Source organism: Streptomyces sp. NPDC096012, from assembly GCF_040426375.1.
GTDB lineage: Bacteria > Actinomycetota > Actinomycetes > Streptomycetales > Streptomycetaceae > Streptomyces.
Genome location: NZ_JBEOTD010000037.1, coordinates 1 through 12,199 on the forward strand (window position 1 = coordinate 1; position 12,199 = coordinate 12,199).

Annotated in this window: 8 protein-coding genes; 3 read left to right on the forward strand and 5 right to left on the reverse strand. The window is 73.8% G+C overall.

From position 1 onward, the window contains the following. Window positions 1-288 precede the first annotated feature (288 nt). Window positions 289-1,023, forward strand: a complete 735-nt coding sequence (locus tag ABVB68_RS28715) for a polysaccharide deacetylase family protein (RefSeq protein WP_353604073.1) — start codon at window positions 289-291, stop codon at window positions 1,021-1,023. 160 nt (window positions 1,024-1,183) lie between these two features. On the opposite strand, the gene ABVB68_RS28720 is transcribed toward ABVB68_RS28715, so the two are convergent. Continuing rightward, window positions 1,184-2,293 carry an MGDG synthase family glycosyltransferase gene (locus ABVB68_RS28720; RefSeq protein WP_503006323.1) on the reverse strand — a complete coding sequence of 370 codons (1,110 nt, stop codon included), beginning with the start codon at window positions 2,291-2,293 and terminating at the stop codon, window positions 1,184-1,186. A 541-nt stretch (window positions 2,294-2,834) separates the two neighbouring features. Here ABVB68_RS28720 and ABVB68_RS28725 point away from each other — a divergent pair. Beyond that, complete coding sequence (locus ABVB68_RS28725; protein ID WP_353604075.1) at window positions 2,835-3,698, forward strand: YhjD/YihY/BrkB family envelope integrity protein; 864 nt, start codon at window positions 2,835-2,837, stop codon at window positions 3,696-3,698. Window positions 3,699-3,798: 100 nt separating this feature from the next. Here the strand turns inward: ABVB68_RS28725 and ABVB68_RS28730 are convergent, their stop codons facing one another. From ABVB68_RS28730 to ABVB68_RS28745, 4 genes are all read right to left on the reverse strand, one after another. Beyond that, complete coding sequence (locus ABVB68_RS28730) at window positions 3,799-6,624, reverse strand: NHLP bacteriocin export ABC transporter permease/ATPase subunit (protein ID WP_353604076.1); 2,826 nt, start codon at window positions 6,622-6,624, stop codon at window positions 3,799-3,801. A gap of 1 nt (window position 6,625) precedes the next feature. Next, window positions 6,626-8,848, reverse strand: a complete 2,223-nt coding sequence (locus ABVB68_RS28735) for an NHLP family bacteriocin export ABC transporter peptidase/permease/ATPase subunit (RefSeq protein ID WP_353604077.1) — start codon at window positions 8,846-8,848, stop codon at window positions 6,626-6,628. Beyond that, on the reverse strand, window positions 8,845-9,651 hold the full coding sequence (locus ABVB68_RS28740) for an HlyD family efflux transporter periplasmic adaptor subunit (RefSeq protein WP_353604078.1): 807 nt from the start codon (window positions 9,649-9,651) through the stop codon (window positions 8,845-8,847). Before ABVB68_RS28740 ends, ABVB68_RS28735 begins: the two co-directional genes overlap by 4 nt. Before the next feature lie 135 nt (window positions 9,652-9,786). After that, window positions 9,787-10,002 (reverse strand): type A2 lantipeptide, encoded by a 216-nt coding sequence (locus ABVB68_RS28745; RefSeq protein ID WP_353604079.1) that lies wholly within the window; start codon window positions 10,000-10,002, stop codon window positions 9,787-9,789. 689 nt (window positions 10,003-10,691) lie between these two features. Here ABVB68_RS28745 and ABVB68_RS28750 point away from each other — a divergent pair. Beyond that, the gene (locus tag ABVB68_RS28750) at window positions 10,692-12,158 is read left to right on the forward strand and encodes a S1 family peptidase (RefSeq protein ID WP_353604108.1); all 1,467 of its coding nucleotides are present in this window, start codon (window positions 10,692-10,694) and stop codon (window positions 12,156-12,158) included. Window positions 12,159-12,199: the final 41 nt, after the last annotated feature.

The window sequence follows — 12,199 nt, forward strand, 5'->3', positions numbered from 1 at the left end:
ACTCCCCCCCCCCCGCCGCCGCAGCCCGCCCCCCCCCGGGTGAAGCGGCCCCCCCAGCCGGCGCCCCGGCCCCCCCCCCCCCCGCCGGCCCCCGGCCCCCCGCACGACGGGCCGTCCTTCGGCGGCCCGTCGGACCCCCCACCGAACCAGCCGCCGGACCAGGGCGACGGACGGTTGCGCGCGTCCGGCGGCCATTGACCGGTGGCCGGCGGCCGTGCCGGCACGCGCCCCGGAAGGACCGGCCGGGCGGCGGTCGTCCCGCCCGCACACCTAGGAGGCAGCCCACCCATGACCCCCGTGTCCGGCCGCTCCTGGCGGACGGCGGCCGTGCTGCTGCCGGCCGGCGTCGCCGCGGCGCACATCGGCCCGGCGGCGACCTGGCTGCCGGGCGTACGGCGTCGGCTGTTCCCGGCCCTCGCGGGCACCGGCCGCCGCCGGCACGTCGCCCTCACCTTCGACGACGGCCCCGACCCGGAGTCGACGCCGCTTTTTCTCGACGCGCTGGACGGGCTCGGGGTGCGGGCGACGTTCTTCGTGCTCGGTGAGCACCTGGTGCGCCACCCCGGCGTGGCCCGCGAGACGGTACGCCGTGGTCACGAGCTGGCCGTGCACGGCTGGACCCACGACCGACCCTGGCGGCCCTCCCTCACCCGGGACACCGGGGAGATCGCCCGCACCGCCCACGCGGTGCACGAGCTCACCGGCCGCCGCCCGTGCTGGTACCGCCCTCCCTACGGCATCCTCACCACCGGCCGCTGGTGGGCGGCCCGGCACGCCGGACTGCGGACGGTGCTGTGGTCGGCGTGGGGCAGGGACTGGACACCCGACGCCACCCCGGCCTCCGTGGCCGCACGGGTCACGTCGGACCTGCGCGGCGGCGGCACCGTACTGCTGCACGACTCGGACCGGCACTCGGCCCCCGGCTGCTGGCACGCCGCCCTGGGCGCGCTGCCCACCATCGTGGAGAGCTGCCGCGAGGCGGGCCTGACGGTCGGCCCCCTGCGCGACCACCTCGCCGACTAGTGCCGCGGCAGGCAACGTCTGCCCGGCAAGGAGCGGCGTCCGGTGCGTGTTCTCGGTGTGCCGGCCGGACGTCCTCGTACTGGATGACTTGGGCTTTCGGCCGGTGCGGCGAGAGTGCGTGCCGGGCGTCGCGCCGGGGTGACCGTTGCCTGTTGCGGCACTAGAGCTCGGTCGCGTACCGCACCGGGTCGTGGCGGAAGAGTGCGTGGCCGCGGGTCACCCGTCGCGCGCGCTCCGGGCCGCCCTCCGCCAGCCGGCCGAGCGCCGCCAGCAGCGCGGGTCCGTCCGTCGTGAGCTCCGACACCGCGAGGTCGGCCATCCGGCGCACCCCGTCCGCCCCATGGCCGGGCAGCGGCCGGTGCCCCACCACGGGCAGCCCCGCGGCGAGGGCCTGTACGGCGGTCTGGCCCGCGGCGTTGTCCACCAGGGCGTATCCGGCCGCCATCAGACCGGGCATGTCCTCCACCCAGTCCAGGGCGAGTGCCGTCGGCACACGGGAGACCCGGGCGCGCAGCCGTTCGTTGCGGCCGCACAGCACGACCGGCAGATAGCCGGCCCCCGCCAGCAGCCGTGCCGTCCGCGCCGGGTGCGAGGCCGCCCCCCAGGCGCCCGCGGACAGCAGCACCGGCGGCCGGCCGGGCGCCCGGGCGGCGAGCCGCTCCCGCCAGTGCGCCTCGTCGGCGGCCGGCGCCGCGAAGGCCGGCGCCACCACCGGGCCGGTCGTCACGGTGACCGTGCCCAGCGCCCGGCGCACCTCGCCCGCCGCCTGGTCCGTCAGGCACAGGTACCGGTCGTTGCCGGGATGCAGCCACTGCCGGTGCACGGCGAAGTCGAGCAGGAAGACGGCGCTCGGCACCCGCAGCGCGCCCCGGGACCTGAGATGACCGGTCAGCTGCGCGCCCAGATGGAAGACGGACAGCACCACGTCGATCTCCAGCCGGTCCACGAGGTCCCTCAGCCGGTCACCGGCGAGCCGGGCCAGCGGCACCCCGCTCGGGCGCGGCCCGCTGCCGCCGCGCAGGAACGCGCCGTAGACACCGGCGTACGCCCAGGGCGCGTGGCGCACCGAGAACTGGTAGGAGCGGCGCAGCCCGCCGCCCAGGCCGTACGGCAGCAGCCGCAGCACGTCGACCACGTGCGCTCGGTGCCCGCTCGCCGAGGCGCGGCGCGCGAGTTCCGCGGCCACCGTGTCGTGGCCGGCCCCCATGCTCGCGCTCACGATGAGCAGCCGGCGCCGGCCGCCCGGCGGACGCGGTTCGGTTCGGGGCACCTCGGCAGGAGTACGCACGGGGTCCGATTCTGCGGGGGGACGCCGATCAAACGGCTCAGCCGCCGGCCGTGTCGCCGGATCGGACGGCACTGAGGCACACCCGCCCCGCCGTACCGGTGCCGTCCGCGCTCCGGCGAGTTGGCCGCCGTGGGCCGGGATGGATGAATCGGCGGAGGTGACCGCCGTGCTCCGGGGCGGACGAATCGGCACAGTTGCCGGTCGTGGGCTGGGGTGGATGAATCAGCGGAGGTGCCGGCCGCGCGCCGGGATGGATGAATCGGCGGAGGTGCCCGCCGCGCGCCGGGGTGGATGAATCGGCGGAGGTGACCGCCGTGCTCCGGGGTGGACGAATCGGCACAGTTGCCGGCCGTGGGCCGGGATGGATGAACCGGCGGAGGTGACCGCCGTGCTCCGGGATGGACGAATCGGCACAGTTGCCGGTCGTGGGCCGGGATGGGCGAACCGGCGGAGTTGCCCGCCGCGCGCCGGGATGGATGAATCGGCACAGGAGAGAGTGTGGGCGGCGAGCACGGGAGGAGCCGTGAACCGGTTGCGGCGCGGCCTGCACCGCGCATGGAAGTGGATCGGCGTCCGGGCCCTGTTCGCGCACGGCCGTGAGCTGGAGCTGATGCACCGGGCCATGGGATTCGCCACGCTGGCCCTGGTCACACTGGCGCCCCTGCTGATCGTGGTCGCCGCCGCCGACCCCCTGGTGCGCGGCGGATTCGCCTCCTGGCTCACCGACGGCATGGGACTGTCGGGCAGGTCCGCCCGGGTGATCACCGACGTCGTCAGCCCGCCGCGCAAGGTCATCGGCACCACCAGCGTCTGGAGCGCGGTCCTGCTCGCCGTGTTCGGGGTGTCCTTCGGCGGCAGCGTGCAGAACGCCTACGAGCGCATCTGGGGCCTCGCCTCCGGCCCGTGGCACCGGGTGTGGCGGCAGGCGACCTGGCTGGTGGTCCTCACGGCCTACCTCTACCAGGAGGTGGCGACGAAGTCGGCGCTGCACGGCAGCGCGCGGATCACACTGTCCGCGGTCAGCGCCGTGGCGTTCTTCTGGTGGGGGCCGCGCTTCCTGCTCGGCGGGCAGGTCCACTGGCGCGCCCTGCTGCCGGGCGCCGTCGCCACCGTCATCGGCCTGGCCGGACTGCGGGCCTTCTCCTACCTCGTCTTCACCCCGCTCGTCGTCACCAACGCGCTCAGCTACGGCCCCGTCGGCACCGTGCTCGTCGTCGAGTCCTGGCTCATCGGCGTCGGCTTCGTCATCTACGGCGGCGCCCTGTTCGGCCGCTGGTTCTGCGAACACCACTGGATGCCCACCCATGCCGAAGAACCGGACGAACGGCACGCCGACGAGCCGGGCGAACGGCGCGGCGACGGCCGGGGCGGCGAACCGGCCACCTGATCCTTGCCGACCCGGCTGCGGGGCCGTCCGCGGTGTGCTCCCCGTCCCGGGGGACCGGCCGCCGGCGGCCGCGGACGGCCGCGGACGGTCACGGCGGACGCTAGGCCAGCTGCCTGCGCACCAGTTCGTGCAGGCGGCCCGTGGTGTCCGCGAGGAGTTCGGAGGGCGTGCCCTGCTGGACGACCTTGCCGTCCTCCATCACGACCACCCGGTCGGCGTCCAGCACCGTGGACAGCCGGTGGGCGATCACGATGCGGGTGGCGTTCAGCTTGCGGGTGCTGTCGATGACGGTGCGCTGGGTGTCGTTGTCCAGGGCGCTGGTGGCCTCGTCGAAGAAGAGGACGCGCGGGCGCCGGATCAGGGCCTGGGCGATCATCAGGCGCTGCCGCTGACCGCCGGAGATCGCGCCGTTGCCCGCGACGATCGTGTGCAGGCCCATCGGCATCCGCTTGATGTCCTCCGCGAGCCCCGCCAGCTCCGCGGCCGCCATCGCCTCCTCCGGCGTGTACGGCTCGGTGCCGCAGATGACGTCCATGATCGAGCCGGTGAAGGGCTGGGCGTGCTGCAGGACCACCCCGCACTGGCGGCGGACCGCCGACTGGTCGAGAGCCGCGAGGTCCTGGCCGTCGTACAGCACGCTGCCCGAGACCGGCCTGTCGAAGCCGATCAGCAGCCGCAGCAGGGTGGACTTGCCGCAGCCGCTGGGGCCGACGACCGCCACGAACTCCCCGGGCCGGACGGTGAAGGACACGTCGTCGAGGACCAGCGGGCCGTCGTCGGCGTACCGGAAGGACAGCCGGCGGACCTCCACGGCGCCCGACAGCGGACCGGGCCGGGTGCTCGCCGTGCGCACCTCGGGCGTCGCCTCCAGGACCGGCCTGATCTCCTCGAAGAGGGGCAGCGCCGCCACCGCCGACACGAAGGAACCCGTGAGCTGGGTGACCGACGTCAGCACCATCGTCACCGACGTGCTGAACGTCAGGAACTGGGCCGCCGACATCGCGCCCTTCGCCGGACCCGCCAGCAGCATGAACATCAGCAGGGTGCACACCGGCAGATAGACCGCGCCCAGCACCGTGGTGACGTTCTTGATCCGGCCGACCCGCTGCTGGAGTTCCCGGCTGCGCGCGAACTGGCGCGCCCAGGCCGCGTACGCGTAGTTCTCGGCCGCCGCCACCCGCAGCTTGGGCAGCCCGCGCAGGGTCTGGAACGCCTGGTTGTTCAGCTTGTTGCCGAGCACCACCAGCCGCCGCTGCCAGCGCACCTGCCACAGCCCCAGACCGGTGAACACCGCCCCGATGACGACGAGCATGCCGACCGCCGCCATCGCCATCGGCACGCTGTACCAGAACAGCAGAGCGAGGTTCATCGCGCCGACCGTCACCGACTGCGCGACGACGGGGCCGACTCCGGCGAGCAGCCGGCGGATCGCGCTGATGCCCATGGCCGCGCTCGCCAGCTCACCGGTCGAGCGCTGGGTGAAGAACCGGGTCGGCAGCCTGAGCAGCCGGTCCCAGACGGCCGGTTGCAGGGCCGCCTCGATACGGCCCTCCAGGCGCAGGATGGACAGGTTCTCCAGCAGCGTGAACGCCGCCGCCACCACCCCGCTCACCATCACCGCGAGGCACACCTGGACGATCAGGCCCTCCTGCGCCCTCGGCACGTACTCGCCGAGCACCTTGCCCGTCGCGATCGGCACGAGCGCCCCGATCGCCACCGTCACCAGCCCCGCCAGCAGCAGGTTCGTCAGGTCGCCGCGGGTGCCGCCGAGGCTGAACCGCAGCAGCCCGAGCGGCCCGAGCCGCCGGTCGGGCAGCGGCCGGTAGAACATCACCGCGCGCGGCTCGAACTCCTCCGCGTTCGCCTTCTCGATCGGCGTCTCACGGCCGGTCGCGGGCTGTACGGCCACATAGCCGCCGCGCCGCCACAGCAGCGCCACCGGCGCCCCGGACAGCGCCCGGTGCCCGACCAGCGGGCCGACGTTCTCCCGCCACCAGCGCCCGTCCAGGCGCACGGCTCGGGTGCGCACCCGGGAGGCCAGCGCCACCCGCTCCACCGGATCGAGACGCTCGCTCTCGGTGCCGCTCTGCGCGGGCTCGGCGAGGGTGATCCCGGCCGCCTGGGCGACCAGCCTGCAGGCCGCGTGGGTCGCGTCCGCGTCGGCGCCCGTCGCGGGCCGCGCCGAGCGCCTGCCGATGGAGGCCAGCAGCGTCCGGTCGGCCTGGGCGCGGACCGCCTCACCGGCCTTGATCCCGGCGGCCGTGCGGGTCTCGTGGGTGCGCTCCAGCTGCTCGATCCACCGGTCCAGCGCGGTCAGCAGCCGGTACTGCTGGTCGACCATGCTCTGCCACAGCGCCGGGTCCATCAGCAGGTCGGCGGCGGCCTCCGCGCCGTACACCGAGCCGTGAGCCACGCTGCCCGGCGGCACCTGCATCCAGAACACGTCGTCGTCCGCGGGGGTGGCGGTCCGCTCCTCGGCCATCGGCGCCTGGAACAGGACGGACAGGCCACGGCCCATGCCGAGGGCGACCGCGTACTCCAGCGGGCTCGAGGCCGGCGGCACGTACTGCGGGTTGCCGTACTCGTCGTACGACCAGGTCTGGGTGTGCGCGGGCTGGTACAGCTCGCGCAGGCCGACGCGGTGCACCACGCAGTCGCGGGCCGGGCGGGCCACCAGGGTGTGCTCGGGTCCGGCGACCGGGCCGAGCAGCAGCGCGCCGGCCTCCAGCCGGCCCAGGTGGTGCCAGTGGCCCTGCTGGGCGGCGTCCACCGCGAACAGGTCCAGGGCGCCGGCCGCCACCAGCCACAGCACCTGCGGGCCCTCCAGGTCCAGGCGGCTCAGGCCCGCGCAGTCGAACCGCGTGCCCAGCGAGCCGAGCGCGCCGAGGACCACGTCGCCCGCGTACGCTTCCTGACCACTCGTCATCTCAGCGCTCCCTGACCAGCGCCGCGTAGGCGCCGCCGCGTGCCACCAGTTCCTCGTGCCGGCCGCGCTCGACGACCGTGCCGTGCTGGAGGACGACGATCTCGTCGCTGTCGCGGACCGTGCTCAGCCGGTGGGCGATCACCACGCAGGCGCAGCCGCGCCGCCGCAGGTTGTCCATCACGACCTGCTCGGTCTGCGCGTCCAGGGCGCTGGTCACCTCGTCGAGCACGAGGATGCTGGGCCGGCGCACCAGTGCCCGCGCGATCTCCAGCCGCTGGCGCTGTCCGCCGGAGAAGTTGCGGCCGTCCTGCTCGACCTTGCTGTGGATGCCGCCGGGCCGGCGCATCACCACGTCGTGCAGGGCCGCGTCCTTCAGCGCCTCCACCACGGCGTCGTCGGGGATCGACGGGTCCCACAGCGCCACGTTGTCGCGGATCGAGCCCTCGAAGAGGAAGACGTCCTGGTCGACGAAGGAGACGGAGGCGGCGAGCGCGCCGCGCGGGATGTCCTCCAGGCGGCGGCCGTCGATGCGGATGACGCCGTCCCAGGGCGTGTACAGGCCCGAGATCAGCCGGGAGACCGTCGACTTGCCGCTGCCCGAGCCGCCCACCAGCGCCACCTGCCGGCCCGGTCCGACGGTCAGGTCGAACCCGCTCAGCAGCGGCTGGTCCAGGGGGCTGTAGCCGAAGGTGACGTTCTCCAGCTCGACGTGCCCCTGCAACCGCCGCGTGGAGTCGGCGCCGCCGGGACGGGCGTAGAGCGGGTCGGTCTGGAAGTTCTCCACGTCCTTCAGCCGGGCCACGTCGGCCGCGAAGTCCTGGATGCGGCCCGCCACGCCGTTGAGCCGGGTGAGCGGGGCCGTGAACCGGGTCACCAGCGCCTGGAAGGCGACCAGCAGACCGACCGAGATGTGTCCCTCGACCGCGCGCATACCGCCGATCCACAGGATGAGGGCACTGTTGAAGGTTGCCAGCGTCGGGGCGACCACCCCCAGCCAGGCGCTCGGCACGCCGAGCCGCTGCTGCTCCTCCAGGGTGGTGGCGTGCTGCCCGGCCCACTTGCGGAAGTAGCCGTCCTCGCCGCCGGTCGCCTTCATCGTCTCGATCAGCTGAAGACCCGTGTACGAGGTGTTGGTCAGGCGCGCGGTGTCCGCCCGCAGCTTGGCGGTCCGGGTCGCGCGCAGCCGTACGACCAGCCGCATCGCCACCACGTTCAGCAGGGCCACGCCGATCCCGACGAACGTCAGCTGGGGGTCGTAGGTGTAGAGCAGCACCGCGTAGAGCACGACGACGATCGCGTCCACGCCGGCCGCCGCGAGGTCACGGGCCAGGGTCTCGGCCACCTGGTCGTTGGACTGCAGCCGCTGCACCAGGTCGGCGGGGGAGCGCTGGGCGAAGAAGGCCACCGGCAGCCGCAGCAGATGGCGCAGGAACCGGGCGCTGGAGAGGGTGGAGGAGATGATCCGGCCGTGCAGCAGGTTGGTCTGCTGCAGCCAGGTCAGCACCAGGGTGAGCAGCACACAGGTGGCCATCGAGGCGAACAGCACGCCCAGCAGCGAGGTCTGCCCGCCGATGAGGAACATGTCGATGTAGGTGCGGCTCAGCGCGGGTACGGCCGCGCCGACCGCGACCAGCAGCAGGCTGGCCAGTACGGCGGCGGGCAGCGTGCCGGCGGTGCCGCGCAGCCGGGCGGGCATCGCGCCGAGCACGCCCGGCCGGCGCCCGCCCCGGGTGAAGCCCTCACCGGGCTCCAGCACCAGCACGACGCCGGTGAAGCTGCCGTCGAACTCCTCCAGCGGCACGAAACGGCGGCCCTTGGCGGGGTCGTTGACGAACACGCCGCGCCGGCCGAAGCGGCGGCCCAGGCCGTCGTAGACGACGTAGTGGTTGAACTCCCAGAACAGGATGGCCGGTGAGCGCACCTCGGCGAGGGCGGCCAGGTCCATCTGCATGCCCTTGGCCGTCAGCCCGTAACCGCGGGCCGCCTTCAGCAGGTTGCTGGCGCGGGAGCCGTCCCGTGAGACACCGCAGGCGATGCGCAGCTCCTCCAGCGGCACGTGCCGGCCGTAGTGGCCGAGGACCATCGCGAGGGAGGCGGCGCCGCACTCGACGGCCTCCATCTGGAGCACGGTGGGGGTACGGACCGTGCCCGTACGGGACTTGGGGACCGGCCGCTTGACGGGGGCGGCGCGTCTGCGGCCGCGGGTTTCCTGCTGGGTGGTCACGGGAGCAGCCAATCGAGGGGACGCTGGTCGGCCAGCTTGATCGAACCGGAGGCGAGGGACATCGAGTCCAGCGCGTACGGTGGTCCGCCGGTGGTGGACCAGCGGTAGCCGCTCCTGGTCGCCTTCGTCCCGTCCAGTTCGACGAGGACGGCGACCGGGCGGCCCTTGCGGGTGAACTGCTCGCCGAGCTGGCTGTCACCGAGGAAGGCGGCGATGGACCGGTCGGACTGTGCGGTGCGGTCCACCGACCGCACCCGGCCGCGCAGTACGCCGTACTTCTGGCTCGGCACCGAGGCCACGGTGAGGTCCACCGGGGCGTGGGCCGGGATGGCGGCGGCGTTCTCGGCGGGGACGTACACCGTCGCGTACAGCGGGTCGCCGGCGTGGGCGACCTTCTCGACCGCGGCGACGTCGCTGCCTGTCCGGACGATCTGGCCGATGGTGGCGGCGAGCGTGGTGACGCGGCCCGCGGCCACGCTGCGGACCACCGAAGTGCCCTGCGCGGTACGGACCTTCACGACGGGCGCGTTCGCGGGCAGGCGTTCGCCCTGCCGGACGAGGACGTCCGTCACCTGGCCGGCCACGGGGCTCTGCAGCACGTAACTGCCCTGCCCGTGCGTGAGGATGGCCGGCGCGCTCACGGTGGAGGCGACCGAACCGGTCACCGCCCAGACGGAGGCGGCCACCATCACGACGACGGTGACGCCGAGGGCGAGCCAGCCCTGCGGACGGGCCAGGCGCACCGGGAGGTCCAGCTCGTCCGGTGACTGGAGCTTGGCGAGGGCCTGTTGGCGGAACTGCACGGAACTTCCCTCACCCGGGGAGAGACGGCGTGACGACGGCTCGGGCGCGCCACCGGGACCGGCGGGTCCCTGCGGGCACCCGAGAGCCCCGGAGCCGGGGGACGGCTCCGGGACCAGGGTGACAACGAGGTGCGGTCAGAGACCGGCGACCAGGTTGGTGACCGGCTGGGTGTTCAGGCCGGTGACGCCCTCGACGGTGCCGACGGCGGTGTCGACCAGGCCGGAGACCGGGGCGATGCCGTTGACGGTGCCGGTCACGGTGTTCAGGGCGTTCACGGCGAGGCCGCCGGAGACGTTGTCCAGCTCGGCGTCCGAGATCTCGACGGTCTCAACCTGGGGGGTGGAGTTCATGGTGGAACTTCCCTTCGTATGGGTATGTCACAAGGGGGAGCGGCCCCCTCTGGGGGACAGACGGACGGCCGCAACCGCAGGCGCCGGGCATCCGTCTCCGAAAAGACCCGGGCGAACCCTGCGGTGCGATGGATCAAAGCACGCACGCGCCGCGCGCTTCCAATCAATCAGGGCGCCCACCTGGGCACTTGGTCCCCGCAGGGCCGCATCCGTGCAGGTGTGCGCACGGCATGTCGGCGACTCCTTCACATGCGGCGCGACATCGTCGCGCCCGGGCCCTTGCCTCCCGGGCGGCGAATCCGGCACACCGCGCCAAAGGCGTGCCCGCAGGTGGGGGGATGTGCAGATCCGCCGCCGACGGTGACTTGGTTGAGTATTCAATGTGTAGATTCCCTGAAGCCGGGATTCCGTTACGTGTTCGGAACGGACCGTAACTGATCGACAGCCGATCGTGTCCGTCCGGAATCGCCGTCGGCGCGCGGCATGGGGGTGGGGAGCCCCGTCGGACTCTGCTCGCGGCCCCCGGGACGGGGCCGAACCGGCCCTCCGAACGGGCCTGCCCGGAAACGGAATTGAACGCACCGGCCGCCCGGTGCGTACCTACGGCCATCCAGGCGCCCCGATACGAACTGCCGGACAGCGGCAGACCCCCCGTTCCCAGGAGGTCGAGAAGTTTGAGTCACAAGCGAATGCCGAAGCGCAAGGCCGCGATAGCGGTGGGCGGTGTCGCGGCACTCGGAGCGGCGGCCCTCCTGCTGCCCCACGCCAACGCCTCCCAGGACGACAGCCAGGCCTCGGGCACCACCGGCACCGCGAAGACCCTGAAGGCCACGGACGCCTCCCGCCTCGCCGCCCAGCTCCAGAAGACCCTCGGTGACGCCTTCGCCGGGTCGTACTACGACAGCGCCGGGCGACAGCTCGTCGTCAACGTCGCCGGCGGCGACAGCAACCTGATCGCCCGGGCGAAGGACGCCGGCGCCGCCGTCCGCCAGGTGGACAACAGCACGGCCGAACTCAAGGCGGCCGCGAGGACGCTGAAGGCCCGGGCGACGATCCCCGGCACCTCGTGGGCGGTCGACCCGCGCACCGACAAGGTCCTCGTCACCGCTGACTCCACCGTCACCGGCGCCAAGTGGAACAGACTGCAGTCGACCGTGCAGGGACTCGGGTCCGGCATGGCGACCCTGAAGAAGTCCGCCGGCACCTTCAAGACCTTCGTCTCGGGCGGCGACGCCATCTTCTCCCAGGTGCAGGGCGGCAACGTCCGCTGCTCCCTCGGCTTCAACGTCACCGCCTCCGACGGCAGCCCCGCCTTCCTGACGGCAGGTCACTGCGGTGTCGCCGCGAAGCAGTGGTCCGACTCCCAGACCGGGCAGCCCATCGCCACCGTCGACCAGGCCACTTTCCCGGGCAGCGACTTCTCGCTGGTCAAGTACGACGACCCCGCCACCCAGGCGCCCAGCGAGGTCAACACCGGCAACGGCCAGACCGTGGCGATCAACCAGGCCGCCGACGCCACGGTCGGCGCGACGGTGTTCCGGATGGGGTCCACCACCGGGCTGCACGACGGCCAGGTCACGGGTCTCGACGCCACCGTCAACTTCCAGAGCGAGACCGACCCGAACGGCGTCGACACCGTCAACGGTCTCATCCAGACGAACGTCTGCGCCGAGCCCGGCGACAGCGGCGGCTCCCTGTTCAGCCAGGACGGCGGCGCCCTCGGCCTCACCTCCGGCGGCAGCGGCGACTGCACCAACGGCGGCGAGACCTTCTTCCAGCCCGTCACCGCCGCCCTGCAGGCCACCGGCGCGACCCTCGGGGCCGGCGGCAACGGCGCGGGTGGCAACGGTGCCGCCGGCAACGGTGCCGCCGGTAACGGCGCGGGCGGCCAGGCGGGTGCCGGGGACCAGTCCGGTGCGGGCGGCCAGGCGGGTGCGGGCGACCAGTCCGGTGCGGGCGGCCAGGCGGGTGCCGGCGACCAGCCGGGTGCGGGTGGCCAGGCGGGTGCGGGCGACCAGGCCGGTGCCGGTGGCGACCAGATCGGCGGCGGCGCCGACCCGTCGGCCGGCGACCAGTCCGGAACCGCTCCGTCGGCCGGCGACCAGTCCGGAACCGCTCCGTCGGCCGGCGGCTCGGCGGCGCCCGGCGGGCACTGAGCCGCGCGCCCGGGCCGTCGCCGATCCGGCGGGGCCCGGGC

Excerpts from the sequence above, each read along its gene's own strand:
- ABVB68_RS28715 (WP_353604073.1), top strand. The coding sequence starts at position 289 with ATGACCCCCGTGTCCGGCCGCTCCTGGCGGACGGCGGCCGTGCTGCTG.
- ABVB68_RS28730 (WP_353604076.1), bottom strand. The coding sequence starts at position 6,624 with ATGACGAGTGGTCAGGAAGCGTACGCGGGCGACGTGGTCCTCGGCGCG.
- ABVB68_RS28745 (WP_353604079.1), bottom strand. The coding sequence starts at position 10,002 with ATGAACTCCACCCCCCAGGTTGAGACCGTCGAGATCTCGGACGCCGAG.
- ABVB68_RS28750 (WP_353604108.1), top strand. The coding sequence starts at position 10,692 with ATGCCGAAGCGCAAGGCCGCGATAGCGGTGGGCGGTGTCGCGGCACTC.